30 protein-coding genes and 2 pseudogenes are annotated in these 23988 nt (G+C 34.6%); 24 read left to right on the forward strand and 8 right to left on the reverse strand.

The window, feature by feature from the left end; genetic code table 11:
• The first annotated feature begins 42 nt into the window (after positions 1 to 42).
• The 4 genes from C7Y47_RS06245 to msrB are packed head-to-tail and all read left to right on the forward strand — an operon-like array spanning position 43 to position 2522.
• A complete protein-coding gene (locus C7Y47_RS06245) occupies positions 43 to 975 on the forward strand; it encodes a GDSL-type esterase/lipase family protein (RefSeq protein ID WP_255505038.1) in 933 nt (310 codons plus the stop codon).
• Between the two features lie 4 nt (positions 976 to 979).
• Positions 980 to 1555, forward strand: a complete 576-nt coding sequence (locus C7Y47_RS06250; RefSeq protein WP_142507986.1) for a YpmS family protein — start codon at positions 980 to 982, stop codon at positions 1553 to 1555.
• 12 nt (positions 1556 to 1567) lie between these two features.
• Positions 1568 to 2101 (forward strand): peptide-methionine (S)-S-oxide reductase MsrA, encoded by a 534-nt coding sequence (msrA, locus tag C7Y47_RS06255; protein ID WP_142507987.1) that lies wholly within the window; start codon positions 1568 to 1570, stop codon positions 2099 to 2101.
• Positions 2094 to 2522 (forward strand): peptide-methionine (R)-S-oxide reductase MsrB, encoded by a 429-nt coding sequence (gene msrB, locus C7Y47_RS06260; RefSeq protein WP_142507988.1) that lies wholly within the window; start codon positions 2094 to 2096, stop codon positions 2520 to 2522. Before msrA ends, msrB begins: the two co-directional genes overlap by 8 nt.
• A 99-nt stretch (positions 2523 to 2621) precedes the next feature.
• Here msrB and C7Y47_RS06265 read toward each other — a convergent pair.
• A pseudogene (locus tag C7Y47_RS06265) lies at positions 2622 to 3368 on the reverse strand (formylglycine-generating enzyme family protein).
• Positions 3369 to 3498: 130 nt separating this feature from the next.
• Positions 3499 to 5337: a methyl-accepting chemotaxis protein gene (locus C7Y47_RS06270; RefSeq protein WP_436970098.1), complete on the reverse strand. Its 1839-nt coding sequence runs from the start codon at positions 5335 to 5337 to the stop codon at positions 3499 to 3501.
• A gap of 260 nt (positions 5338 to 5597) precedes the next feature.
• On the opposite strand from C7Y47_RS06270, the gene C7Y47_RS06275 reads away from it, so the two are divergent.
• The 6 genes from C7Y47_RS06275 (at position 5598) to C7Y47_RS06295 (ending at position 9195) form a co-directional block, all read left to right on the forward strand.
• Positions 5598 to 5816 (forward strand): YozE family protein, encoded by a 219-nt coding sequence (locus tag C7Y47_RS06275; RefSeq protein ID WP_142507990.1) that lies wholly within the window; start codon positions 5598 to 5600, stop codon positions 5814 to 5816.
• Positions 5817 to 5929: 113 nt separating this feature from the next.
• Positions 5930 to 6637, forward strand: a complete 708-nt coding sequence (deoD, locus tag C7Y47_RS06280) for a purine-nucleoside phosphorylase (RefSeq protein WP_142507991.1) — start codon at positions 5930 to 5932, stop codon at positions 6635 to 6637.
• 552 nt (positions 6638 to 7189) lie between these two features.
• Positions 7190 to 7333, forward strand: coding sequence for a hypothetical protein (locus C7Y47_RS24850; protein ID WP_185903418.1), 144 nt, complete (start codon positions 7190 to 7192; stop codon positions 7331 to 7333).
• Between the two features lie 160 nt (positions 7334 to 7493).
• Positions 7494 to 7796 carry a M3 family metallopeptidase gene (locus C7Y47_RS06285; RefSeq protein WP_142507992.1) on the forward strand — a complete coding sequence of 101 codons (303 nt, stop codon included), beginning with the start codon at positions 7494 to 7496 and terminating at the stop codon, positions 7794 to 7796.
• A gap of 586 nt (positions 7797 to 8382) precedes the next feature.
• Positions 8383 to 8811 (forward strand): SRPBCC family protein, encoded by a 429-nt coding sequence (locus C7Y47_RS06290; protein WP_142507993.1) that lies wholly within the window; start codon positions 8383 to 8385, stop codon positions 8809 to 8811.
• A 3-nt stretch (positions 8812 to 8814) separates the two neighbouring features.
• The gene (locus C7Y47_RS06295) at positions 8815 to 9195 is read left to right on the forward strand and encodes a VOC family protein (RefSeq protein ID WP_090635801.1); all 381 of its coding nucleotides are present in this window, start codon (positions 8815 to 8817) and stop codon (positions 9193 to 9195) included.
• Between the two features lie 461 nt (positions 9196 to 9656).
• On the opposite strand, the gene C7Y47_RS06300 is transcribed toward C7Y47_RS06295, so the two are convergent.
• On the reverse strand, positions 9657 to 10106 hold the full coding sequence (locus C7Y47_RS06300; protein ID WP_142507994.1) for an NUDIX hydrolase: 450 nt from the start codon (positions 10104 to 10106) through the stop codon (positions 9657 to 9659).
• Positions 10107 to 10510: 404 nt separating this feature from the next.
• Here C7Y47_RS06300 and C7Y47_RS06305 point away from each other — a divergent pair, with 404 nt between their 5' ends.
• The 5 genes from C7Y47_RS06305 (at position 10511) to C7Y47_RS06325 (ending at position 14226) form a co-directional block, all read left to right on the forward strand.
• Positions 10511 to 10777 (forward strand): hypothetical protein, encoded by a 267-nt coding sequence (locus C7Y47_RS06305; protein WP_142507995.1) that lies wholly within the window; start codon positions 10511 to 10513, stop codon positions 10775 to 10777.
• Between the two features lie 230 nt (positions 10778 to 11007).
• Complete coding sequence (locus tag C7Y47_RS26070; protein WP_366151260.1) at positions 11008 to 11070, forward strand: tetracycline resistance efflux system leader peptide; 63 nt, start codon at positions 11008 to 11010, stop codon at positions 11068 to 11070.
• Positions 11071 to 11102: 32 nt separating this feature from the next.
• Entirely contained in the window at positions 11103 to 12455 is a 1353-nt protein-coding gene (tet, locus tag C7Y47_RS06315; RefSeq protein ID WP_142507996.1) for a Tet(L)/Tet(K)/Tet(45) family tetracycline efflux MFS transporter, read from the forward strand.
• Between the two features lie 329 nt (positions 12456 to 12784).
• Entirely contained in the window at positions 12785 to 13672 is an 888-nt protein-coding gene (locus C7Y47_RS06320) for a DMT family transporter (protein WP_142507997.1), read from the forward strand.
• 248 nt (positions 13673 to 13920) lie between these two features.
• On the forward strand, positions 13921 to 14226 hold the full coding sequence (locus tag C7Y47_RS06325) for a hypothetical protein (protein ID WP_142507998.1): 306 nt from the start codon (positions 13921 to 13923) through the stop codon (positions 14224 to 14226).
• A 357-nt stretch (positions 14227 to 14583) separates the two neighbouring features.
• On the opposite strand, the gene C7Y47_RS06330 is transcribed toward C7Y47_RS06325, so the two are convergent.
• On the reverse strand, positions 14584 to 15315 hold the full coding sequence (locus C7Y47_RS06330) for an alpha/beta hydrolase (protein WP_142507999.1): 732 nt from the start codon (positions 15313 to 15315) through the stop codon (positions 14584 to 14586).
• A gap of 191 nt (positions 15316 to 15506) precedes the next feature.
• Positions 15507 to 15698, reverse strand: coding sequence for a hypothetical protein (locus C7Y47_RS06335; RefSeq protein WP_142508000.1), 192 nt, complete (start codon positions 15696 to 15698; stop codon positions 15507 to 15509).
• Positions 15699 to 16161: 463 nt separating this feature from the next.
• On the opposite strand from C7Y47_RS06335, the gene C7Y47_RS06340 reads away from it, so the two are divergent.
• Positions 16162 to 16392 carry a hypothetical protein gene (locus tag C7Y47_RS06340; protein WP_142508001.1) on the forward strand — a complete coding sequence of 77 codons (231 nt, stop codon included), beginning with the start codon at positions 16162 to 16164 and terminating at the stop codon, positions 16390 to 16392.
• 407 nt (positions 16393 to 16799) lie between these two features.
• Here the strand turns inward: C7Y47_RS06340 and C7Y47_RS06345 are convergent, their stop codons facing one another.
• The gene (locus tag C7Y47_RS06345; protein ID WP_142508002.1) at positions 16800 to 16946 is read right to left on the reverse strand and encodes a YjcZ family sporulation protein; all 147 of its coding nucleotides are present in this window, start codon (positions 16944 to 16946) and stop codon (positions 16800 to 16802) included.
• Between the two features lie 482 nt (positions 16947 to 17428).
• On the opposite strand from C7Y47_RS06345, the gene C7Y47_RS06350 reads away from it, so the two are divergent.
• The 5 genes and pseudogenes from C7Y47_RS06350 to C7Y47_RS06370 all read left to right on the forward strand — a co-directional run bounded on the left by C7Y47_RS06350 (position 17429) and on the right by C7Y47_RS06370 (position 21118).
• Entirely contained in the window at positions 17429 to 18286 is an 858-nt protein-coding gene (locus tag C7Y47_RS06350) for a RhaT/GlcU family sugar-proton symporter (RefSeq protein WP_142508003.1), read from the forward strand.
• Between the two features lie 15 nt (positions 18287 to 18301).
• Positions 18302 to 19087, forward strand: a complete 786-nt coding sequence (gdh, locus tag C7Y47_RS06355; protein WP_132357967.1) for a glucose 1-dehydrogenase — start codon at positions 18302 to 18304, stop codon at positions 19085 to 19087.
• Between the two features lie 72 nt (positions 19088 to 19159).
• Positions 19160 to 19530, forward strand: a pseudogene (locus tag C7Y47_RS25480) (3-oxoacyl-[acyl-carrier-protein] synthase III C-terminal domain-containing protein); the annotation flags it as partial.
• A gap of 198 nt (positions 19531 to 19728) precedes the next feature.
• Positions 19729 to 20376 carry a class I SAM-dependent methyltransferase gene (locus tag C7Y47_RS06365; protein ID WP_142508004.1) on the forward strand — a complete coding sequence of 216 codons (648 nt, stop codon included), beginning with the start codon at positions 19729 to 19731 and terminating at the stop codon, positions 20374 to 20376.
• 265 nt (positions 20377 to 20641) lie between these two features.
• Positions 20642 to 21118 (forward strand): GNAT family N-acetyltransferase, encoded by a 477-nt coding sequence (locus C7Y47_RS06370; RefSeq protein WP_255505042.1) that lies wholly within the window; start codon positions 20642 to 20644, stop codon positions 21116 to 21118.
• Between the two features lie 245 nt (positions 21119 to 21363).
• Here the strand turns inward: C7Y47_RS06370 and C7Y47_RS25485 are convergent, their stop codons facing one another.
• Positions 21364 to 21498, reverse strand: coding sequence for a hypothetical protein (locus C7Y47_RS25485; RefSeq protein WP_255505043.1), 135 nt, complete (start codon positions 21496 to 21498; stop codon positions 21364 to 21366).
• A gap of 261 nt (positions 21499 to 21759) precedes the next feature.
• On the opposite strand from C7Y47_RS25485, the gene C7Y47_RS06375 reads away from it, so the two are divergent.
• Both C7Y47_RS06375 and C7Y47_RS06380 read left to right on the forward strand, forming a co-directional pair.
• Positions 21760 to 22011: a hypothetical protein gene (locus C7Y47_RS06375; protein ID WP_142508005.1), complete on the forward strand. Its 252-nt coding sequence runs from the start codon at positions 21760 to 21762 to the stop codon at positions 22009 to 22011.
• Between the two features lie 255 nt (positions 22012 to 22266).
• Positions 22267 to 22827 carry a GNAT family N-acetyltransferase gene (locus tag C7Y47_RS06380; protein ID WP_142508006.1) on the forward strand — a complete coding sequence of 187 codons (561 nt, stop codon included), beginning with the start codon at positions 22267 to 22269 and terminating at the stop codon, positions 22825 to 22827.
• 361 nt (positions 22828 to 23188) lie between these two features.
• Here the strand turns inward: C7Y47_RS06380 and C7Y47_RS06385 are convergent, their stop codons facing one another.
• A complete protein-coding gene (locus tag C7Y47_RS06385; RefSeq protein WP_142508007.1) occupies positions 23189 to 23293 on the reverse strand; it encodes a YjcZ family sporulation protein in 105 nt (34 codons plus the stop codon).
• Positions 23294 to 23460: 167 nt separating this feature from the next.
• Here C7Y47_RS06385 and C7Y47_RS06390 point away from each other — a divergent pair, with 167 nt between their 5' ends.
• Positions 23461 to 23871, forward strand: a complete 411-nt coding sequence (locus C7Y47_RS06390; protein ID WP_142508008.1) for an NUDIX domain-containing protein — start codon at positions 23461 to 23463, stop codon at positions 23869 to 23871.
• Positions 23872 to 23988: the final 117 nt, after the last annotated feature.

Raw genomic sequence — 23988 nt, forward strand, 5'->3', positions numbered from 1 at the left:
CTATTCTATAATAGAAGTAAGCAAATGATGGAAGGTGGTCAAATGAGCATTTGGCGAATGATAGTTTTGTCATGTTTGACCGTTTTAGTACTAAGTGGTTGTGCAATATCAATAGATGAACCGAATCCGCAAGCAGAACCAGACGGGGAGCACGCAGGGACGGAACAAGATATGAAACAAGATGAGCAACAAACAGAAAATGAGGAAAAAACCTCAAAAAATGTATTGACGCAAATTTTTGAACATTTTTTTGAGCCATCACCAGAGGATTTACGGAAAATTGATGATAAAAGCGCAAAGCAACTACAGTACCTAGCGCTCGGCGATTCTTTGACGGCCGGTGTTGGTGATGAGTATAGTAAAGACGGTTTTGTTGGAAGACTAGCAGATTCATTGGTTGCTTGGCCCTCGATTTCAGATGTTGAAGTCGATAATCGAGGAAAAAGAGGAAGACGTAGTGATCAGCTACTAAAATTAGTGGAAAAAGGGCATTATGATGAAGAGTTGCAAAAAGCACAGCTCATTTCAATTACTGTGGGTGGAAATGATGTCATGAAGATTGTCAAACACGATCTGTTTAATTTGAAACGAGATGCTTTTGATAAAGAATTGAAGGCATATAAGAAACGCTATAGTAAAATTGTTGAAGGCATACGAGCTAAAAACCCAGAAGTGCCTTTATTACTTATCGGTTTTTATAATCCATTCTCAATCGTGACAAATGAAGCGAATGAATTTGATACGATTATTACGGAGTGGAATAAAGTCATTGAAGACATAGCCAAGAAAGATACGAATGCGTGCTATATCTCAGTGGAGGACTTGTTTGATTCAAATAAAGAGCTCGTTTATCATACCGATTTCTTTCACCCAAATGCAAAAGGCTATGACAAAATGAATGAGCGAATTTTAAAAGCAATGGAGAAATGTAACATGGAACAAAAGATTAACAAGGAAATAGGCTTCGAGGAGTGACGAAATGAATAAATGGAAATTCGCATTTTTTGCCTTAGCAGGCACAGTGCTTTTTGCAATCCTCCTCGTCGTTTTTTTAGTAACTAGACCAATAGACGGAGTAAATTTAGCAGAGAGTTCAAAAGAGGAAAGTGAAGTAAAAGGAAATGTACTCGTTGTCCAAACAACAACGAAGGAATTAGAATCTATATCGAAGAAGTATTTAAAAGATGCTGGGTCACCATTACCGTTGGACTTTACGATTGGTGATGATATTCAATTAAAAAGTACACTTAAGGTGTTCTACACAGAAATCCCCATTTCAATGAACTTCGATCCGATTGTGGATAAGAAAGGGAATATTATTTTAAAACAGACAGGAATGAATGTTGGGCTGTTAAATATTCCACTTGAGACAGCGATGAAAATTATGCGAGACACGGTGGATTTCCCTTCTTGGATTTCAATCGACCCTAGTAAGGCAGAAATTTATATTGACTTATCACGCATTAACATTGCTTCAGGATCGCGTATTAAAGCAAAAGAATTAGACTTACCAAAGGATAAGATTTTACTGGAAATTATTGTTCCTGGTGAATAAGGAGTGAGATAAATGGCAAAGCAATTGGCAACATTTGCAGGTGGTTGTTTTTGGTGTATGGTCAAGCCTTTTGACGAAACACCTGGCATTGAATCAGTAATTTCCGGCTATACGGGTGGACATGTTGTCAATCCAACATATGAACAAGTATGCTCTGAAACGACAGGACATGTTGAAGCGGTTCAAATTACGTTTGACGATGAGCTATATTCTTACGAGCAATTACTATCGACATTTTGGACATTAATTGATCCAACTGACGCTGGAGGACAATTTTATGATCGTGGAGAGTCCTACACGACTGCGATTTTTTACCACAATGATGAGCAGCTTGATTTGGCTGAACGTGCTAAGGCAGAATTACAGGCATCTTTTAAATTCGATAAGCCGATTGCCGTGAAAGTTTTACCGGCAAGTCCGTTTTATCCAGCTGAAGACTATCATCAATATTATTATAAGAAAAATCCAATGCACTACGAGCGCTATGCAGTAGGGTCTGGTCGCAAAGCGTTTCAGGAGACACACTGGGGGCTGAAAAATGAATAAAGAACAACGTTTAAAAGGGTTAACGGACATGCAATATTACGTGACACAGGAAAATGGAACAGAGCCACCGTTCCGTAATGAATTTGATAAGCACTTTGAAGAGGGTATTTATGTAGATATCGTTTCGGGGAAGCCATTATTTAGCTCGCTCGATAAATTCGATTCAGGTTGTGGCTGGCCAGCGTTTGCAAAGCCTATTGGAAAGGAAGAAGTAACGGAGCATTTCGATACGTCTCATGGGATGCGCCGCGTAGAAGTTCGAAGCACAGACGCTGATTCTCATTTAGGCCATGTCTTTCCGGATGGGCCAAGTGAGCTTGGAGGCTTACGCTATTGCATTAACTCCGCAGCCCTCCGCTTTGTACGAAAAGAAGATTTAGAAAAAGACGGCTATGCAGAATATCTTACATTATTTAAATAACAAAAACTCCTAGCAGAATAGATCGTGCTAGGAGTTTTTTTATGGTTATTTAAATTGTATCAAAAGCGACGGATAGAACGTCATCATTGTTTAGAAATATTAACTGATTGATCTTGCAATTCTAAATCCGATATCATCAATAAAGAAATCAGGCATACTCTTACGACGACAGGTAGCTCCACAACCACGTTCTTCCTCAGCCCAACTACCTCCTCGGATTATACGATAATTGCCAAATATCTCTTCATCGTATATGTCCCAGCACCACTCCTAAACATTTCCTATCATGTCGTACAAGCCCCATTCATTAGGCATTTTTTCTCCAACTTTGTGTACACGTTCGTTGGAATTATTTTGATACCAAGCAATTTCGTCAATTTCTCCATACCGATAGCCTTTTGATTTTGCTTTACATGCATACTGCCATTCAGCATCTGTCGGTAATCGAAAACCATTAGAACTATAATTGCAGACAACTAATTTACTTTGCTGATCACAATCATAAAACTCGTCATAGCCAAGAGCATCAGACAATAAATTGCAAAAGTTCACTGCATCTATCCATGAAACATTAACAATTGGTTTTCGATCATTTATTGGTGTTAAAAATTTCTTTCCCATAATAGTTGCATAAAGTTCTTCAGTCACAGTATATTTAGCAAGATAAAATGGCTGTATCTCAACATTCCAACTAACTTCCTTTAAATTTTTCCTTTTACCTGGCATTCCAAATTTATAGTTCGAACTAATCCATTTTTGCTCGTTTCGAAAATCTCGTAGGCGAATTTCTCCTTCAGGAATATACACCATTAATTCATTTAAGTAATGATTCAAATTAGTTAACATTGTCCTCTCCAAATCTTAACCTATTGTTTTAGACTACGATCTCCATTAAAATTTGGTGCTTGATCATGTATCTGCTTCATGAATAAAGAACATCTTTTAGACGATTTTTTAATAGAGATTCTGAGACATTTTAAACTTTAAATTCACTTACAAGATTACGCAGACTATCTGCCTGTTGAGCAAGCTCTGTGGCAGAGGCGTTAATTTCCTGCATGGATGCAGATCCTTGAGTGGCTGCAGCGGCTGAAGTGACTGTGTTGGCAGCTGATTGTTCTGCATAGGCATTCACATGGACAAAATCATTCGCTACAGCATTGCTATAGTCAAGAGTTAATGCAATTTTCTCTACCATGGTCGCGATAATTGTCGTCGTTTCTTGAGTATGCGTTAAAATATTGTCTAAAGATTGGTTTGTTTCATTTGTTACTTCAACGCCACGAATAACGGATGATACACCCTCGTGGTTTTGAGAGATGATGGATGTTACTTCGTCTTGAATGGACGTTACAATGGATGTTACTTCTTTTGCGGCATTTTGAGATTGTACGGCTAGCTTTCGAACTTCATCAGCGACTACCGCAAAGCCCCGCCCGTGCTCACCAGCGCGTGCTGCCTCAATCGCTGCATTTAAGGCGAGTAAATTTGTTTGCTCTGAAATAGCAGTGATCGTGCCGATAATAGATGTTATGTCGGCGGATTTTCGACCGAGTGCTTCGACTATAGAAGTCGTGGAGGCCATCGTTTCTTCTATAGCTTGCATGACTAATGAAGATTGTTGAACGGAGCGACTGCCTTCATCAGCTGCTTGCTGCATAGCTAGGGATGCACGCTGAACAGCATTTGCTTGCTCATTTAAATGGTGTACAGCATGCTCAAGATCACTCATTTTTTGTTGTGCGCTAGACATACTAAAAATCGTATTTTCGCTATCACTTGCAATATCAGCTGTAGCATCAGCAATATTCTGTATGGTACGGGCATTTTCATCGGCTAAAGACATTAGCTCTAAGCTACTGCTTGAAACATGGTCCGCCAGATTACTGACACGTTTAATTAAGAAAGATATCGATTCAATAAGTGTATTAGTTGAAGTGGCAATAATTGAGAACTCGTCATGATTACGAACTTTAACACGTCGTGTCAAGTCGCCACCCGCCTGTGCAATATCGAGAATGGAATGGTTAATGGCCTGTGTATTGTTTCTTAATGATTTAAATAACATATAACCAAAAATAATAATTGCAATAAATCCAAGTATGGAAATGAAGAAGAAAGAAGTAATAGATAGTGTAACTTGCTTGTTAAGCTTATCTAATTTTGCTTTATTAGCATCATCCATAACCGCATTAATGGACCCGATATTTTTGTCAATATAATTCTTCATCGTTTCTCCAGTACCGCCCATCATGAGCTTTCGAGCTTGTTCGAGACCAAGCTCATCACGCATTGTCATGACTTTTAAAGAATATTCAAGGTAATTTTTATAATACTGATCGATCGCCTGTATATGACCTAACTCTAACTCTCTTTCTGTAAACTGCTCTTCTAAGGCTTTCATTTTTTTATCGATAGTATCAATTTTCATTTTATAAGATGTAGCAAAGTTCCCGTCCCCGGTAATTAAATAGGCTTGTTCTAAATTGGTGAGCCTCGCAATTTCATAAGCAAGTTGGTTGACAGTTAATTGTTCCTGAACGTTTTTCTCAGTAAAGTCTTTCATTTGTCTTTGCAGATTCTGAATATTAATATACGATAATAAACCCATTGTGCCATTTATAACAATCAGGAGAGAAAATATGATAAGGACTTTGCCTCGTATTAAATGGTAAAAACGTTGTCGTTTTTCTTTAGTAGGAGGGAGATTACGCCTATCTTCTTCCAAATTTTTTACTTTCTTTTTTGAAAACCTAGTTTTAAAGAGAGACAGGCGTTTCTGTATGGAGATCCTGTATTTATGAGAGTTATTCATCGCCATCACCTTCCTATTTTTGAATAGATGGTTTAAATTTTACCGTATTTTACTAGGTATTTCTATCCCTTTTATCTAAAAATTTTCATTTTTCAGACAAAAACGCATACTATTTTTCTGTGACGAAAGTCCAGATATTGACGAGAGAATAGTACTGTTAGGATGAATAGGAGAAAATGCTTAATAGATATTTTTGTGACGAAGAAGGTATTTTTTGATAAACTAGCGGAAAGCAGAAGAGTAAAGAGGGGATTTCTAGTATGAAAAAGAGCTTTTATTTGTATGTACTAACATTTAGAGGTGGGGATTGGTCAGATCCTAAAGTGCGATTTGCGGAGGAAATGTTCCATGAGCATAATTTTCCGAAGCAGAGTGAGGAATTTGATGAGCTTTCTTCTTATATTGAATCTTACGCCACAGACAACTTAACAACAGGAGTATTTGATGAGTTGTGGGCATTATACGTAGATCATGCGTGATATAAATTTAGACAAAATAAATAATTTCAAGTTGCTAGACGTCTAGCATTGCGAAAATAGGAGAAACACAGTATTATTTATAGTGATAACTGACAGAAAAGAGGGATTGCAGTATGAGTATTCATATTAATGCAAAAAAAGGCGAAATCGCTGACACAATTTTACTTCCAGGAGATCCATTACGTGCAAAGTATATTGCTGAAACGTTTTTAGAAGATGTTACTTGCTATAACGAAGTTCGTAATATGTTTGGTTATACAGGTACGTATAAAGGTAAACGTATTTCTGTACAAGGTACTGGTATGGGTGTGCCTTCAATTTCGATTTACGCTACAGAATTGATGCAAGAATATGATGTACAAAAATTAATCCGCGTAGGTACTTGTGGTGCAATTCAAAAAGATGTAAAAGTTCGTGACGTTATTTTAGCGCAAGCAGCAACATCTGATACACGTATGAACCAAATCATATGGGGCAGCGCTATCGACTTCGCACCGATCTCTGACTTTGATTTATTATTAAAAGCATACAATGCAGGTAAAGAAGCCGGTTTAAACTTACAAGTAGGTAATATCTTCACAGCAGATATGTTCTATTCTGATGAGCACCAAAATGAAAAATTAGCTCAATATGGCGTACTTGCTGTAGAAATGGAATCAGCAGCACTTTATACATTAGCTGCAAAACACGGCCGTAAAGCACTTTCGATCTTAACAGTAAGTGACCACATTCTAACTGGTGAAGTAACAACAGCAGAAGAACGTCAAACTACATTCAATGATATGATCGTTGTTGCACTTGAAGCGGCTATTCAAGAATAGTCTGATCAAGGATTTGAAGGTTGGAATAACTTTCAAAGGGACTAAAAGGGACTACACTAAAAATTAATAAGATTTTTAATCCTCAACGGGTGACTCGATAAAGATAGCCTGTTGAGGTTTTTTGATGATAATGAGTTGAAAAGTCTTGCCAACATTAGAGGACGTATTAAGCGTTTCACGAATATTTGCGTGACCTAGTTGTTCAAATGACATTCATATTACCGGTTTAGACAATATATACAAAGCAAATGTATGTCGCAAACTATGAACCATAATTGAAGGTATCGAATACTGACGTACAATATCTTGCCATTGTTTACTCAAATGGCCAGGATGATTTGGAAAACAGTTATCCTTTGAGAACAATATAAATGGGCTTTCCGTCCTTGTATAAAGTATGATTGAACCTATCTCCAAGTTTGGATAGCTTCTTTTGCTTTATCTCAAAGTAAAGGTTTGCGGTACACTAAAAAAATAATAAGGTTTACTTTATGAGTTATATTATAGTATTGAATAAATTCTCTTTAAAGATAAGAAAAGTAGGTGAACAAAGTGGGGAAATATCAATTGGATACCAAAGGTAAGGTAGCTGTGACAAAGTATCATGAAAAAAACAAACCCGCCAAATTTGATAAAAAGCAGCAACTTGAAAAAATACGTGCGGAGTATTTGAAAAAGAAACAAACAGACAAATAATATGAATGAAAACAGAGGAAGATTAAATTTTATTAAAAGTCAAGTTATAAGCTAAAACTATTTTAAATAGTGAATTCATATTTAATGTCACACATTATAAGGATAGGAGAGCTTAATTAAATTCGCTCTATCTATCCTCTTTTTTACTACAGATGACCCTATGGATTTAACCATAAAAGAAAATAAAACAACAGGTGCTTATACTAATTATTTATGTAATGAAAAGATTCCATATATATTTGCAAACTTAAATGGATCAAGAAAGGATGTAAAGATACTGGCACATGAATTTGGTCATGCATTTCAAATGGCTATTTTCAACCAAAAAAACAACATACCAGAATTTATACTTCCCACTAATAAAGCTTGTGAGATTAACTCAATTGCATTGGAATTTCTTATTTGGCCCTACATGGAAGAAATATTTGGGGATGACGCAATGAATTATAGATATTCCCACTGAGAAAATGCTATATTTGGAATGCCTTATAGGGCTAGTATTGAAGAGTTTTAACATTTTATCTATACAAATCCTAACTTATTATTCGTGGAGCGAAGAAAAAATGGGTTGAAATTGAATAAAAATATATGCCATAAAAAACTACTTATAATCACTCTTACTTAAAAAAGGGAACTTTTGGCACCAACAAATTATATATGGATATTTGTAAACAAGGGGGACGTTTAACTTTCCTAGACGTACTTGATAATTCAGGGATCGCTTCACCATTTAAAGAAGAAGCATTTGAAAATATGATAAAATCCATTGTTACATGGTTTAGTAAGAATGATTAATTACAACATAATGCCATAAAAAAATCCCTATATAAAATAATTATAATATTTGATAAAAGTAACTTCTTAGTTAAACTAACGGAGCGGGTACTTTACTGGAAGATCGTTGAGTTGCGTAGGCAGCTCTTTTTTCTTATTGAACTAACGAAGTAGTTTGGTTAAACAATAATATGGATAAAAAGGAATTATTGGTATATATCAAGAACTTTAATATAAGAATTTTAAATTTTGTTTTTTAAATGAGAGGTGAAGAAATGGACACATGGAGAATTGTTGGTCAAACTAAAACGGTTGGATTCCAAGTAGGAATTAGAAGGACTTTTCCAATTTCGCAGGAAAAAGCCTGGGAATTAATCGCATCTGAAGATGGATTAAAGTTATGGTTAGGTGAAAGCACCAAAATAAATCTTCAACCAGGTCAGAAATTCTGTACAAAAATGGGGGAAGGTGAAATTCGAATTGTTAAACCTCTACAACAACTTCGACTTGCTTGGAAAAAAGAAGGATGGGATAAAACTTCTACCATTCAAGTTCGGATCATACCAAAAGAAAATACAAAAACGATCATTAGCTTCCACCAAGAAAATCTCTCTGATCAAAATGTGAGAGAAGAAATGCAGCAATACTGGAAAAGAATTCTTAAACAAATAGAAGAATGGTTTAATTTTAAAAGGGAGGGATAGGTTATGAACCCATTTAGTCACATTGACCTTAGAGTAAATAATTTAGAGAAAAATTTACCATTCTATGAGGGTTTTCTTACAGCATTAGGCTTTATTCAAACATTCCATAGTGATAAGTGGAAGGTGTTTGCAGCCAATGGGAATCTTCCAAGTGTAGCCTATTTTGCCATCACTGAAGATCCTTTGCATAAACCGAACGGCAATCTAGTTGGATTTTGGGTAGAAAATCGTGATGAAGTTGACAGACTTGCTACACTGATTAAAGAAATTGGTGGAAAAATTACCTCTGGACCTCAACAATTTCCCATCAGCCCTACTTATTATGCAGTTTATTTTGAAGACCCTTGTGGAAATCAATATGAAATTGTTCACCGTTTGAACTAAACTTTGCTGAACTCCATAAGCTTTATTTTCGTACTTGTAGTTGGACTATTAACTGAAGTTGATCTTAGGAGACTTTTTTCCACATCCCTTGAAATGGCAAGTTACTTCCTGATTTAACATTCAATCTGTGCGGTCAGACTAACGGAAGGGCTCAAGACACCATAGTTTATCGACCTTCCTCTCCCAGCTTAGTATACAATACCCGTTCTGAGTATATTTTCATCTTCTGTGGTGTAGCGCTGTTTTTTGCGCTACATGGATGGCTAACGGGTGCTTTATCAGAGCTAAAGGGCTTTTTAATTTAATATAAAAAATCTATTGGTCATCAGTGTGATGAAGGAGGGCTTAATAGTGATTAAGGAAGCATAACAAAAGGGCTTGTGGTAATTTTATGCACAAGCACTTATTGATGGTTAGCTTTTTGTTTTGGATAAAGAAATGTTGATAATAGCTCACCATATCTAATCAGTTGAAATATAACCAACCTTTTCTAGTAATTTCAATGTTGTATAATTTAAATCTGGAAGTTTTTCTAAAGGGAAATATTTTAAATCTTTACTCTCCTCATTTTGTTTAATAATGCCTTTAACAGTAGTTGCTTTAAAAATTGCCGTAGCGTTATAAATTTCATCCCCATGTGGAAATTTATAATATAACTCTTTCCCTGAAGCTAATCCAACCAATTTCAATTCTTCGGCAATTAATCCTGTTTCTTCATACAACTCCTTTTGAGCAGTTTCTTCAAAACTATCTCCTATTTCCATACCACCGCCTGGCAGCCCCCAATCTTCTGTATCTGAGCGTAATTGCAATAGTATTTCATTCTTTCTGTTAAAAACAATGATTGCTGAACCTGGTGCAATAATAGGGCTTGTTCCAACATATTGCCGTAAAGATTTTATATAATTCATAATTCCTCCTATGTTTACCCATATTTATGTTCTTTTAAATGAAAATTTCAATCTGTAAAGAATCATAACATAGCAAAGTCTTTGTTGGTAGATAAATGGTAAATGTGTTATGAGTAAATAGCATGCAATGAGTAGCAAGCTCTTAGAAGCTTTTAGCGACCTTGTTTGCGTTGAAAGTGGTGTAAAAGGAACACCAGCAGAAGAACGTTGATCGTTGAAGCTTTAGAAAAATTACTATGGTTTTTTCACTTCAACCATCGTCCGATAATTGGTTGGAATGGTAAATGGAAAATCATACCCAATTATTAGACTAACGGATCAGGATAATCCTGGGGATAGATATTTTACCGACATGCTTATAGTGTCTATTAATGTAATATAGAAAATTAAAGAGGGGATAAATTATGCTCAATAAAAAGGGGATGTTATCAACAATATTTTCTGTAGCGGGACTTATTGTTGTAGCTTGTTTTTATTACGTTCAACTTGATGTGGCATGGGTATTTTTAGTTGGGGTTATTTTATTTATTATAGGAACAATTTTTAGTATTCAGAGCTTTATGAAAAGGGAAAAAGGTTTTTGGAAGTATTCACCTATTTGTGTATTAGGGATTTATTTTATTGGTGTTGCATTATCAGTTGTACTTCTTGTATTTATGGGTGAGGCATAGAAATTCATATTTCATATACGCCATTGGTGGCAACTTGAAGATTATATTTGCAACTAAACATTAACGGTAGGAATGTAAATGAGTTGGTAGTGGTCGGTAAAATGAAAGTATGACAAGGAAGCTTTATCACCGTCTGGGTATTTTTGAAACTTTGAAAAAATAGTTGTTTCCATAACACCAGATTGTTATGGTAATATGATACAATAATGAAAAAAATGGGAGGAATTCTTATGAAGTGCAATAAATATAACTGGGTACAATTTATAGAGGGAAGCGTATCATTAACCCTATAAACTACGTAAACCCTCACTAATGGAGGGTAAAGGTGAATAATCGTCATAATCAATTGCTTTTATGGCTGTGTGTTCTTTCTTTTTTTAGCGTATTAAATGAAATGGTATTGAATGTTTCATTACCTGATATTGCAAATGAGTTTAACAAAGCCCCAGCAAGTACAAATTGGGTAAATACATCCTTTATGTTAACTTTTTCTATAGGAACGGCTGTATACGGTAAACTATCTGATTTGATGGGGATTAAAAAATTAATTATATTTGGAATTGTAATGAACTGTGTGGGATCTTTGATTGGATTCATTGGACATTCTTTTTTCTCATTACTCATTTTTGCTCGTTTTATTCAAGGAATTGGTGCTGCAGCTTTTCCATCACTCATTATGGTTGTAGTTACACGTTATATACCAATAGAAAGACGTGGCAAAGCATTTGGCCTTATCGGTTCTATCGTAGCATTAGGAGAAGGGGTAGGACCAGTTATTGGTGGGATGATTGCCCATTATATTCACTGGTCTTATTTATTACTTATTCCTTCAGCAACTATTTTAACTGTTCCTTTTCTTATGAAATTATTAGAAAAAGAAAAAATAAGAAAAGGCTCTCTCGATATAGTAGGAATTATCTTAATGTCTATAGGTATTGTATTTTTTATGTTATTTACAACATCCTATAGATTACCTTTTCTTATAAGTAGTATTCTTTTTTTCCTAGGCTTTCTTAAACATATTACGAAAGTATCAGATCCTTTTATTGAACCTTCATTGAGGAAGAATTCTTCGTTTATGATTGGAATTCTCTGTGGTGGGCTTATATTAGGTACTGTAGCTGGATTTATATCTATGGTTCCTTATATGATGAAAGATGTTTACCATTTAAGTACTGCGATGATAGGCAGTGTAATAATTTTTCCTGGGACGATAAGTGTTGTTCTTTTCGGCTATATTGGAGGATTACTTCTGGATAAGAAGAATCATACATTTGTATTAACCATTGGTGTTGGGTTTATTTCTATCAGTTTTTTAATAGCTGCATTATTTCTAGAAAAGACCCCTTGGTTAATGTCAATCATTTTGATATTTGTTTTTGGTGGCCTTTCTTTTACAAAAACAGTGATATCCACGATTGTTTCCGCTAGTTTGAAACAAGAGGAAGCTGGTGCAGGAATGAGCTTCCTTAATTTCACAAGCTTTTTATCTGAGGGAATAGGTATTGCAGTCGTAGGAGGCTTATTATCGATACGTTTATTTGACCAAAGAATTTTACCGATAATTTATCACCCCTCAAGCTATTTATATAGTAATATGTTACTCTTATTTGTGGTTATAGTCACATTTAGTTGGATGCTAACTATTTACGTATTTAATAAACGCACTGCAATATAATATCCAAAAAAATATAAAAAACTAAGAATTTAAAAAGATGATAATTGGTTTTTAGAAAATCTCCTAAACGCTATATATGGCCAGGTGCTCATTAAAAGGTGAGTGCCTGGTCTTTTGTGTGTATTCATCATAGAAGGTGATTCAACACACTTTTGCTTTGAGAAATCAAACAAAATAGATGCAGTTTATGGAAAAACCTTTTTACAAACTTGATATGCGATGATACTATATATTAGGCGATAATTACAAGAGTAGAGAATTCTTTCCTAGAATATATTCTCTTTAGAAATATCGTTAATTAAAGAACGATTGAAGGTATATAGAATATAGTGACTAATCTAATGTATGTATTTTGTTTAATAGTATGGGGGCTTAATTTTATTGCAGTGAAAATTCAAGGGACGCCAGTAAGCTTAGAATTATCATTGACTTATCGGCTAGTTATTACTGCGTTTTTATTTATCGCCCTTGTATTATTTCTTAAGCCAAAAGGGATACCTACAAGGAAAGATATACCCTTTATCATTGTGTTTGGTGTATGTAACTTTGCTTTAAGTTATTTATGCCTATATTACGCAACAATATTAAGCTCAGCAGCAATTGTAACATTAATCTTTTCATTAAAAGTGATTTTGACGCCGCTAGCTCTTCGTATTTTCTTAAAAGAGCAACTACATCCTCGTGTGTTATTTGGGGGCGTTTTGGGGGTATTTGGTGTTTGTGTTCTCATATATCCTTCTTTAAGTAGTTTTTCTAGCTTTGCTGATTTAAAAGGCATTTTGATTGCTCTTTTAGGTACAGTACTTACAGCGATTGGTGATGCAAGTTCTGCAAGAAACGCCAGAATAAAGATTGACCCTATTTATTCGAATGCTATTGGTTTCACTGTAGGAAGTATTTTAATGTCAATAATTGTATTGTCACAGGGACAAAAGATTATCATTCCTACATCAATAACATACATATCTGCTTTACTGTATTTAACATTGATAGCATCTTTCCTGGCATGGCTATTTTATTTAAAGCTTGTTGAAAGAATAGGTGCTGCCAAAAGCGGGTACATGGTAGCTTTATTTCCCGTCATTGGAGGAATAGCCTCTGTTGTAATTGGTGAATCATCGCTTTCCATATATTTGATAATCGGATGTCTATCTAGCTGTGTAGGAGCAGCTATTGCTTTAGGATTTAAAATCCCCCGTAAAATTAAAGAAGCGTGAATCAAGACTTTGGTGACACAATAAATTGAATAAATGAAATAAGGTTACAGTAGACCGCTTAGAAATCGGTAGTTTTTGGTATCTTTTATTTAAAATGCTAACAGGCAAGTCCAGTTCCTCAGTGGCTTATATGTCTATAATGCGACAGTAGAAAATAAACAAACGCAGACATTTATTTTATTTTAAGCGGAATTTTAATAGTTATTTTCCTTAGTATTTTTAAAACTTACATATAAGGGGAATATTTTTTGAAAAAGGCATTTATTTCGCTATTTATAGTTCTTCTATGCTGTAGTTTTTTGTTTATAGGTAAAAGTGAAGTTAACGCAACCTTTATAGGGATTATTGAAGAGATGATAAATGATCGGAAAGCTGTAGTTTACGTAACTGAATCTGAAAATGATGCGCTTAGAGGAATTGTTTATGTAAATCTTGCAAAGAATCCCGACATAAAATTTAAGATTGGTGATAAAATAAAGGTCGGTTATGATGGAACAGTCCAAGATACAGCCCCAATGTGCGTTACTACACTTACTGTAGAATTAGTTGAGTAAAACAATTAGCGAAAAAATACTTTAGAGAGGCTATTATCAAAATATGATTGTTGTTTCTTTAGAGGAATTATCTGGGAGCAGGGGCTAAAATTTGACTAGCTTTTATGTTGTATAATTAATTGGCCTATTAGGTGACTGAACATATTAGAGCCTAGTAGGTTTTTTATTTTTGTGGAATATTTTTACTCAAAGCGTCTTAGAAGCTATTGCTATTTAATATTTCATATTTCATGGATGCGCATCAAGCAGGGGTTGTTAAACACTTATGTTAAATTCGAGTTCATTGTCGTTTTAATAGTAGTAAATAACTTTTAAGGGAAGCCATTTTGACTTCCCTTAACTCTCTTTTACAGAATTTTATACATCAATCATTTTTTTATCATTTAACGTAAATATGTTTTTCAGCCATTGTCTGAAATACTGCAACTGTTCTTCGGAATGGAAATAGTGTTCTCCATTTTCCATTACTTGCAACTTGCAGTTAAAACGTTTATTAAATTCAGATACGACGTCAAACTCACATAAGTTATCTTCTGAACCATAGAGAATTGAAGTTGGAATATTCCAAGCAACAATAGGATGTTCTTTCACATAACAATAGTAATCCCAATAGAGAGTTTGTCCAATAGGTGTAGAAATTTCTTTCTCTATTTTTAGTCTGCTCTCACTTACATTAAACCATGTCATCATATTATTTATGATACGTTCCATATTTACTACAGGAGAAAGAAACAAACACTGCTTCAATGGCTCATGGCTATATTCTAATAGGCTAAAATATGCTCCCATGCTACAAGCAAAAATGCTTATATTATTTGATAGCGATTTTGCATAGGTCATTATTATATTAAGGTCTTGAACACAGTTTTGAACTTTGCAAAGATAAGTATCATCCTGACGGTCACCGTGTTGAGGTAAATCAAAACTAAGCACTTGATAGCCTACTGCTGTTGCTTCTTCTGCAAATACAATAATCGAGTCATCTGCCTTATTTGACATGCTACCATGCACCACCACAAATAACTTATCTGATTTATCACCCCACAAAATTGCTGGAATGTTTTCTATTTTAAAATTATTTTTTATCATATACAATTTATCCCCCGAGGAATATAAATAAATGGTCATTCCGAATATTACAAATGTATATACCTTAATTTAACCACTTAAACCAATACAAATAATTGCTGATTTATTTAATTGCACTACCATTAACTTAATCATCCACTTTTTTAATTTGGCGTACAGTCACAATCAAGTATTTTGCGTGCTCAGTACCGTTAATTTTCAGCTATTTTTTTAAAAATAATTGTATTTTCTATACGAATTGAATCAACTTCACCACAATCTAAGCAAAATGTATAAATCTTGTTTGCGCCTCTAAATGAACCTTTACTTGGCTTAATAGGCATATAGTCTGTAGCTTCTGTAAATTGAGTACTCCCGCATCTTTTACATTTTTTATCTACCATGTTTAATCGCTCCTTATTACTGGATAATATTAATTTTTATTGCTATGTACATTGAAATTATAACATAGTTTAGGGGGGATTTAGAAGGTGTGGTAAATATATCTATAAATGGATTCGAGTTGTTGCCGAAATGATTTAGAGGGTTGGAACTAAAACATTAATTTATGCTAGAGGAGTTCACTGTGAAAATGGGTATGAATTACTCGTGCTTTCGGATTGTTATTATTGTTTGACCCTAACGATTAAAAGATCTATTCATGTGTTGACTAAAGTGAGTTCTTTTTTCTTTTATTAACTCTACATGACCGATTTATACGTAATGAAAGTTGAATGATTAGTTGGAATGGTCATTGTCTTTTGTTTGAGGTGTGAAGGGGAGGCAATTTGACTAGCATAGGCATTTGCGTAGACTGTTAATGCTTTTATAGCATAACCTATATCGAAATCGAAAGGAGGAAAAATTATGCGATACGATTACGGACATGATGGTTATGGAGCACAACATGGTGGGAGACATCCGTATTATCCGGTTACTTCTCCAGCCCATTTTTATCCAACCCACCATTATCCAACCCACCATTTCTACCCAATGCATTACTACCCAACACATACAACATATCCAACACATCCAACACATCATCGACATCCGCACCACCACCACCATCACCAGCATACGAACCCACGCTATTACTAATTTAAAAAAACAAACGGCACTCTCTTTATAAAGTATTGGTATTATTTTAGCTAAGAACAAATAATGTGCTCTACCTTTTAAAAAGTGACTTACAATATAAAAAGAGTCATCGGAGGAAAATGATCCTTATCTTGAATTTAGGAGATTCCTTATTAATAGGTATCAAAGCGAAGTGTTGGTATTATTTATGAATAGTATGAAGCTAGTGCCTACAATAATTATGGAAAATATATAAGATGTAAAGAATAAGTAATTGTTGGTACTAGCTATTGATAAGATTTCATTTGATGTTTTCATTACTAAAAAGGTCACTCTGTGGAAGTGACCTTGAATGAACTGGTATAAGGAAAAAATTTTCACCCAGTATATTATTTTTAAATAGCTCCAAAGAATTTTTCTTATAAAGTTTAATATATGAAAGTAGCGCCGACAATAATTAACAGAATGAACAGAACAACAATTAGAACAAATGTTGAACCGTTATTGCCACCTCCATAGCTATAACCTCCGTAGCAACAATTGTTAAAATTGCCATAGTTTCCGAAGCATCCCATGATGCATTCCTCCTTTCTACTCCTATAATATGTATCGTTTTAGAAAGTGGGAAAGGTATTTATCCTACAAAATTGCACTTTGGAATTGGATATTCTGGGAAAATGTTCAATAAACTTGAGAAATAAAAAAGGGCCACCAAGTGACCCTTAGTAACAATTCAAGGCGGTGTAGCTAAAAAATTAGCTTACTATATTATTATGATGAGATAACTACTTTTGCAGAGTGGAATGCCTTAGTATAAGAAATAAAAAAGAATGTAAATGATCCAACTGCAATTATGATTTAACTATTGAACCAAGATAGCTTAAGTGCTGTCTTGGTTATTTTGCGTTACGAAAGTGAAAGTTTTGCCTAACAAACTTAAAAAGTGATTCTAAACTAAAAGTATAAAAAATTTCCTTTAGTGCATCATAAAAAAGTATATCGAGTGACAGCAATCAGAATTTAATAAAGTATTTAAAGAGGTGAAAAGTTTAAAGAAATGGACATTATCTTAGCATTATTACCAGCTCTCTTTTGGGGAAGTATTGTATTATTTAACGTCAAGCTTGGTGGCGGACCCTATAGTCAAGTACTTGGAACAACATTTGGTGCACTTATTTTCTCTATAGGTATTTACTTTTTTGTAAAGCCTGAGTTATCTCCTATAGTGTTTGGTGTCGGGATTGTATCCGGTCTCTTTTGGGCATTAGGGCAAGTAAACCAATTGAAAAGTATCGATTTAATAGGTGTTTCCAAAACAATGCCTATTTCAACAGGACTACAATTAGTATCAACAACTTTATTTGGTGTCATTGTGTTCCATGAATGGTCAACAACAATGTCGGTTATATTAGGAATTCTTGCCCTTATCAGTATACTTGTTGGTATCGTTCTTACATCTCTTCCAAATCCAGAAGAGAAAAAAGAAGAACATGGAAGCAATTTGAAAAAAGGAATTTTAATTTTACTTGTTTCCACTTTTGGATATTTAGTATATGTGGTAGTAGTACGCTTATTCAATGTAAGTGGATGGTCTGCATTATTGCCGCAAGCAATCGGGATGGTAATAGGTGGAGTTTTATTAACATTTAAGCATAAACCATTTAACAAATATGCGTTTCGTAATATTATTCCGGGTTTAATATGGGCTGCCGGAAATATGTTTTTATTTATTTCTCAGCCACGTGTAGGGGTCGCAACAAGTTTTTCTCTTTCCCAAATGGGGATCGTTATTGCTACTCTAGGCGGAATTTTTATATTAGGTGAGAAAAAAACAAAGCGGCAACTTATCGCCATTTTCATCGGTATCGCTTTTATAGTTGCTGCTGGAATTATGTTAGGGATTGCAAAAAGATAAAAGGGAGGGCCTTGTATGTATCCAGATTTAGAAGGAAAAGTTGTTGTCATTACAGGTGCTGCAACGGGACTAGGTAAGGCAATGGGCATTCGCTTTGCTGCAGAAAAAGCGAAAGTAGTTATTAATTATCGATCAAATGAAGCGGATATAAATGCTGTTGTGGAAGAGGTTAAAAAAGCCGGTGGGGAGGCCATTGCTGTACAAGGTGATGTTACAGTTGAAGCGGATGTCATCAATCTCGTTCAAACAGCTATAAAAGAGTTTGGGACTATCGATGTAATGATTAATAATGCGGGTATAGAAAATCCAGTAGCTTCTCATGAAATGCCGTTAAGTGATTGGAATAAAGTCATCAATACAAATTTAACAGGTGCCTTTTTAGGAAGTCGAGAAGCGATTAAATACTTCGTAGAGAACGATATTAAAGGTACTGTTATCAATATGTCCAGTGTTCATGAGAAAATTCCTTGGCCTTTATTTGTGCATTATGCCGCTAGTAAAGGAGGCATAAAATTAATGACTGAAACTTTAGCGTTAGAATATGCTCCAAAAGGAATTCGTGTCAATAACATTGGACCTGGAGCGATCAATACGCCTATAAATGCAGAAAAATTTGCAGATCCAGCAAAACGTGCAGATGTGGAAAGTATGATTCCGATGGGGTATATCGGAAAGCCAGAAGAAATTGCCGCTGTCGCAGTATGGCTTGCTTCATCTCAAGCTAGTTATGTAACCGGCATTACTCTTTTTGCAGATGGTGGAATGACTTTATATCCGGAATTCCAAGCTGGTCGTGGGTAAGAAATCGTACTAAAAAAGGTTTCAAGGGCTTCTGCCTCTTGCTGCCTTTTTTATTTGCCAAAAAGCGTCTAAAAAGTTACGGATTATACAGATCGATGGCGCGCTGCAGCAGTTTTAATAGCAAAAGATGAAGAAATGCCAAGCTTTATCGCCAATCATATAGGTACAAATATGGGGGAGAGGTATACATTTCCTATGGGAATAGTGGAATTACTACAGCAAGCAAAAAAATAGATTGGTTTGTTCCTCATAGTGCTAATTTAAGAATGATAGAATCCATCTGTGAAAGATCAGGTATTAGTTTAGAGGAAACATTAACTAGTGTTGAGTATATGGGAAATACTTCAGCTGTTTCTATCCCATTAGCTTTACAGTTAAGTATAAACGAAGGAAAATTACATAATGGGGATACTTTATGGGTTTGGTGCTGGCCTTATCATTAAGTGGTGTCCAGAAAATTTAGGAGTTTACAATTTTTTTGAGATAAACAAAAGACCGGTACTCATTATTTATGATAATGAGTAATCGGTTTTTTTTTAACGCATTGTCAAAGGTTTGTTAAATAGGTGATTTTTTACAAAAGGAAAATGATAGGATGTATTATAGGATTAAGAGGGGATAATTTATGGGAGTGAAGACGTTTGAATAATATTTGGAATAAATTTATATATAAGATTGGTTCTCCAATTTACGATAAGTTTTTTAATTCAGGGGGATTTTTAAATGCTCGAAAACAAATATTTCAATCCATACCATTCAATAATCAACAAAAGATCCTGTTTGTCGGTGTAGGAACAGGAGCAGATTTAGAGCTGATAAATCACGCTAACCTAAATATAACGGCTATTGATTATTCACCTGATATGCTCGGAAAAGCAAAAAAGAAGTTCGAAAATTCTACAATAACATTCTTAGAAATGGATGCTCAAAATATTGAATTTGAAAATGAATCGTTTGACTATGTCATAGCTAGTTTAATCCTTTCGGTAGTACCTGATGCAACTAAATGTTTTCAAGAGATGACAAGGGTATTAAAGCAAGAAGGGGAAATAATTGTTTTCGATAAATTTGTCCCTAAAGACAAAAAACTGTCCATGCCTAAAATGTTGCTAAGACCCATTATAAGCATATTAGGAACTGATATTGGCCGGAGCTTTGAAGAAATATCACCTGTAAATATAGTAGTAAAAGAAGATACATCTATAATGCTAAATGGGATGTATAGGAAAATAATAATTGGAAAGATAATTAAGTGTACGAAACAGCCTTATACCATGCAACAAGTTTAACAGACTGGGCGACTCCTTGGGGATCAGCGATAGAGGAACGAAGGCTAAAAGCATCACATCCTGTGATAACGCCTTCGTGACCAACAGCGTGTTGGCCCGAGACCCTGCAGCGCAGCGGATGTTTTCTGTAGCGAAAGCGAAGCGTCAGCTACAAAGTGCCCAGTCGGAACGGAAATCAACCACTCGTTTTGGTGATGATCCTTAAAAATTCCATATTGTTTAATACCATGATCTCTTAATAGTATATTAAAATGAGGGGGCTTAAATGATGACAATCAAGGTTTTTATTGCAACTGATGAAGATTATTTACCTGTGAATGAGATAGTAAAAGAAGGGCATGAAGAGCATGTGATGGAGGAACCAACGATTTTTAAAAGTGTGGAGTCAGTAATGCCTGAAACTTATTATAAAGAACTAATTGGCAACGAAGTAAGTGATATTCTAATTGCGAAGGAAGATGAAATTGTAGTAGGTTTCGCAGTCATAAGTGTTGAAACTTCTCCATCTTTCGAGTCGCTTGTTCCACGGAAATATGCGTACATACACGATTTTGGTGTAAAAGCTGAACTACAGCGAAAAGGAATTGGAAAAATATTATTTACTGCTTGTATAACTTGGGCTAAAGAAAGAGAGGTTAATTCAATTGAGTTAAATGTTTGGGAATTCAATACGAAAGCTATTGATTTTTATAAACATTTTGAAATGAATAGCGTGAGTAGAAAAATGAAATTAAACATTTGACGAAAAAATACCTTGTATAAGCTGGTGACTAAAATTGTTCGAAATTAAATATGAGAAGACAAGGATAGTTGTACATCCGTGTTTTTGAAAACATGAAAAAAGGACTTCCGTGTACACGAAAGCCCTAGAATGGAACCAAACGTAGTTTCTATAGTTCGGTTGCCCATTCTTTGATTTGATTTTATGAAGATTTTGTAAAAATCCAACACACTTTATTTTTTGAGTATTTGTGATAATAGGCAAGACTACGCACTGGTCCATACTAAAGTTCTTAATAAATAAAATAAGCCAAGACCGGCAATAATCAATAGCACGAATAAAACAATAGCAAAGGCAAAATTTGTACCGGGTGTATTTACTCCATAAGATGGACAACTCAAAACAATCCCCTCCTTATAAAAATTTATAGCAGGATTATTTGAAGAAAAGAAAAGTAATATATTTTATAAATGCTGTATCAATACGGAACAGCCTTTATAATACATTTACTTTTTTAATGTTAATAAACAGCTATGGGCACTGGGAAGAAGGGAATAATGACGACTTTCTACTGTTATTTCAAAATGTGGTTCACATATACCGGCATCCATTTCTCCAGTTTGTCTTTTCGATCATTTTGAAAGTAATACCTATACGCTGGAATGTGGGATTACTCACTTCGTCTAGGCCCATATAAGCAAGCGCCACAATTAAGGGCTGATAAGCTACAGCGGCGCATTTGTATCATTGGTGAAATAGAGAATACGGTGCTATCAAAGGACAATGCTGTGCGATTAATAGTACAGCAACAAACAAATGATACTTCCTTTTTTTCTTTATACTATGTTGTACAGAGGAATGAACGCAGGGCCAATCACCTTATGTATGGTGGGATTAATCCTGAAGTAGGATAAATTAGTTCAGCGCTACGAGTTGAGGATAACATTTTAAGAAGTTCATTAGATGGAGAGACCATTTCATTATCAATCAATTAAGTGTTATTTTTCATTTTCATTTCCATTAGTGTAGGAATCCCCCACGGCAAAGTTATTATTTTTCTAAATTTATTGAATAAACATAGTAATATAAATTATTGAAAAATAGTTTTGCAACTCTCATTTTATTAGATAGAATTAAATAATACCTTATTTGGAAGTGGAGTGAAGAAGATGTTTCCTATTTTAGATACGGAACGATTAGTGTTGAGAGAACTTACTGAACATGACGCCCAAGATGTTTTAAATTGCTTTTCTAATGCCGATGTATTACGCCATTATGGGCAAAATCCATTAACAAGTATAGAGCAGGTTAAACAAATCATTAACAATTTTTCAAAGAATTATGATGAAAAACGTGGTATAAAATGGGGAATTGCATTAAAAGACCAAGAAGGAATTATTGGTACTATTGGTTTTCAAGAATGGTCTACTGAGCATAAAAGAGCTGATATCAGTTATGCGCTTTTTCCTGAAAGCTGGGGAAAAGGGTATGCAAAGGAAGCTGTAACTAAAGTACTATCATTCGGCTTTCAAGAAATGGATTTAATGCGTATTGGAGCTATTGTATTTACTGAAAATGAAGCTTCCAATAAACTATTAACCAATTTAGGCTTTGAAAAAGAAGGGATATTAAAAAATTATATGCACCAAAACGGTGTTCCGTATGATACTAATATCTTTTCTCTAATAAAGGTTAAAAATCATAAAATGGCCAGGACCAAGATAGATTAATGACTGTCTTGGTTTTTGTCATTAAAACGATGAAATAAACGAGATTCTCGCGAAAATTTAACTCCCTTAATATTCCTAAAGTTGATATAATAGGAATGTTTAAAAAATAAAGGAGGGAAAGGTTTTTTAAAATGAATAAACGGTGTTGAAAAAGGTGTATATTTAGCAGGTGAATACTTAAAAGCAATAGGTGGTAATAATATCTATTAATTATGTTATTGCTTTTGTCGTTAGATGTTTTATTTAAAAAGAAAAAGAGTCACCGGAGGACAGTGACCCTGAGTATTCTTAGAAGGTTAGGGATAAATTATTATTTCTCTAGGAAAAGTATGAGCAATTGAGATTTTGGTAGTGTCGTTTTTTAGTAACTAATGAAAGTTGCGCCAACGATAATTAAAAGAATAAATAATACTACAATTAGGGCAAAAGCGGACCCTGTGCCGTAACCATTACCTGAATAGCCCATAATAACTTACCTCCTTTCTACAATCTATAATACGTAAAGCAGTAAAAAGGAGAGAAGGTAATCATCTAACTTAAAGAAATAAATTTGCAATTAAGATAAAAAGACCTTTGTAAAAAAAGTGACAAACTTTCGATAGAGGTTAGTTTTCAAAGGGGGGGGAAAGATTAATGGAAAATGGAAAATTACCAAAGGTTGGCGTGGGAGCAGTTATCCAAAATGACGAAAATAAAATTTTACTTGTTTTACGAAAAAAAGCACCTGAAGCCGGCTGTTGGAGTTTACCTGGTGGCAAGGTTGACTATATGGAAACAATAGAAAATGCGATTATACGAGAAATTAAGGAAGAGCTTGGAGTGGACATCGAAATAACAGGATTAGTATGTGTGACCAATCATATTATTCAATCTGAAGATATTCATTATGTAGCACCTACTTTTGCTGCTCGTATTACGAATGGGGAAGTACGAAATAGAGAACCGCATGCTTTAGAAAAAGTACATTGGTTCGCAATAGACGAAATACCTGAAAACATTACAATAACAACTGATTATGCACTTAAACAGTTAAAGCTATCGTAATTTTAGAAGGAAATATTTTTGATTTGGATGGCACTCCGGATGACAGTGAGAGCTGTTACATTTTAGCATGCTGTGCCAGCCTAAAATCATTTAACTAGCCTAAACACCCGATATCAA

The sequence above is a fragment of the Lysinibacillus sphaericus genome (assembly GCF_006864135.1).
GTDB lineage: Bacteria > Bacillota > Bacilli > Bacillales_A > Planococcaceae > Lysinibacillus.

What these genes read in the sequence shown, in the direction of transcription:
- C7Y47_RS06245 (WP_255505038.1), top strand. Translation starts at nt 43, where the DNA reads ATGAGCATTTGGCGAATGATAGTTTTGTCATGTTTGACCGTTTTAGTA.
- C7Y47_RS06250 (WP_142507986.1), top strand. Translation starts at nt 980, where the DNA reads ATGAATAAATGGAAATTCGCATTTTTTGCCTTAGCAGGCACAGTGCTT.
- msrA (WP_142507987.1), top strand. Translation starts at nt 1,568, where the DNA reads ATGGCAAAGCAATTGGCAACATTTGCAGGTGGTTGTTTTTGGTGTATG.
- msrB (WP_142507988.1), top strand. Translation starts at nt 2,094, where the DNA reads ATGAATAAAGAACAACGTTTAAAAGGGTTAACGGACATGCAATATTAC.
- C7Y47_RS06270 (WP_436970098.1), bottom strand. Translation starts at nt 5,337, where the DNA reads ATGAATAACTCTCATAAATACAGGATCTCCATACAGAAACGCCTGTCT.
- C7Y47_RS06275 (WP_142507990.1), top strand. Translation starts at nt 5,598, where the DNA reads ATGAAAAAGAGCTTTTATTTGTATGTACTAACATTTAGAGGTGGGGAT.
- deoD (WP_142507991.1), top strand. Translation starts at nt 5,930, where the DNA reads ATGAGTATTCATATTAATGCAAAAAAAGGCGAAATCGCTGACACAATT.
- C7Y47_RS06285 (WP_142507992.1), top strand. Translation starts at nt 7,494, where the DNA reads ATGGATTTAACCATAAAAGAAAATAAAACAACAGGTGCTTATACTAAT.
- C7Y47_RS06290 (WP_142507993.1), top strand. Translation starts at nt 8,383, where the DNA reads ATGGACACATGGAGAATTGTTGGTCAAACTAAAACGGTTGGATTCCAA.
- C7Y47_RS06295 (WP_090635801.1), top strand. Translation starts at nt 8,815, where the DNA reads ATGAACCCATTTAGTCACATTGACCTTAGAGTAAATAATTTAGAGAAA.
- C7Y47_RS06300 (WP_142507994.1), bottom strand. Translation starts at nt 10,106, where the DNA reads ATGAATTATATAAAATCTTTACGGCAATATGTTGGAACAAGCCCTATT.
- C7Y47_RS06305 (WP_142507995.1), top strand. Translation starts at nt 10,511, where the DNA reads ATGCTCAATAAAAAGGGGATGTTATCAACAATATTTTCTGTAGCGGGA.
- C7Y47_RS06330 (WP_142507999.1), bottom strand. Translation starts at nt 15,315, where the DNA reads ATGATAAAAAATAATTTTAAAATAGAAAACATTCCAGCAATTTTGTGG.
- C7Y47_RS06335 (WP_142508000.1), bottom strand. Translation starts at nt 15,698, where the DNA reads ATGGTAGATAAAAAATGTAAAAGATGCGGGAGTACTCAATTTACAGAA.
- C7Y47_RS06340 (WP_142508001.1), top strand. Translation starts at nt 16,162, where the DNA reads ATGCGATACGATTACGGACATGATGGTTATGGAGCACAACATGGTGGG.
- C7Y47_RS06345 (WP_142508002.1), bottom strand. Translation starts at nt 16,946, where the DNA reads ATGGGATGCTTCGGAAACTATGGCAATTTTAACAATTGTTGCTACGGA.
- C7Y47_RS06350 (WP_142508003.1), top strand. Translation starts at nt 17,429, where the DNA reads ATGGACATTATCTTAGCATTATTACCAGCTCTCTTTTGGGGAAGTATT.
- gdh (WP_132357967.1), top strand. Translation starts at nt 18,302, where the DNA reads ATGTATCCAGATTTAGAAGGAAAAGTTGTTGTCATTACAGGTGCTGCA.
- C7Y47_RS06370 (WP_255505042.1), top strand. Translation starts at nt 20,642, where the DNA reads ATGATGACAATCAAGGTTTTTATTGCAACTGATGAAGATTATTTACCT.
- C7Y47_RS06375 (WP_142508005.1), top strand. Translation starts at nt 21,760, where the DNA reads ATGTGGGATTACTCACTTCGTCTAGGCCCATATAAGCAAGCGCCACAA.
- C7Y47_RS06380 (WP_142508006.1), top strand. Translation starts at nt 22,267, where the DNA reads ATGTTTCCTATTTTAGATACGGAACGATTAGTGTTGAGAGAACTTACT.
- C7Y47_RS06385 (WP_142508007.1), bottom strand. Translation starts at nt 23,293, where the DNA reads ATGGGCTATTCAGGTAATGGTTACGGCACAGGGTCCGCTTTTGCCCTA.
- C7Y47_RS06390 (WP_142508008.1), top strand. Translation starts at nt 23,461, where the DNA reads ATGGAAAATGGAAAATTACCAAAGGTTGGCGTGGGAGCAGTTATCCAA.